This is a genomic window from Oceanobacillus luteolus, from assembly GCF_023715655.1.
Taxonomy (GTDB): domain Bacteria; phylum Bacillota; class Bacilli; order Bacillales; family Amphibacillaceae; genus Oceanobacillus; species Oceanobacillus luteolus.
The window spans coordinates 1-398 of sequence record NZ_JAMBON010000166.1 but is presented as its reverse complement, the minus strand read 5'-3'; the positions used below and the strand labels follow the sequence as shown (position 1 = coordinate 398).

Below are 398 nucleotides of genomic sequence, written 5' to 3'. Positions count from 1 at the left end.
GATGGCTATGCAGGTTACAATGGTATAGCTGGAGTTACCTTGGTTGGTTGTTTGGCGCATGCCAGACGCAAATTCACGGAAGCCCTTCAGGCTCTTCCTGAATCGGCGAAAACAACCCACGTAAAGGCGAAGGAAGGTCTAGCATTCTGTAACCAACTTTTCGCTATTGAACGTGAATTGAAGGACGCCAGTCCTGAAGAACGCTATAAAAAACGCTTAGAACGCAGCCAGCCCATTTTGGATGCTTTTTCAGCATGGCTCCGTGAACAAACCCCCCGGGTATTGCCGAAAAGTGCACTTGGGCAAGCAATCAAATATTGTCGTAATCAATGGGACCGTTTAGTGGTATTTTTAGAGGATGGTCGTCTGGAAATCGATAACAACCGGGCGGAACGGTC

At 48.0% G+C, this 398-nt stretch carries 1 protein-coding gene; it reads left to right on the top strand.

Features of this window, described 5'->3' with window-relative positions; all coding sequences use genetic code 11:
- Positions 1 to 398, top strand: a 398-nt coding sequence (locus M3210_RS20215; RefSeq protein WP_251518109.1) for an IS66 family transposase, incomplete at both ends; no start/stop codon positions are given.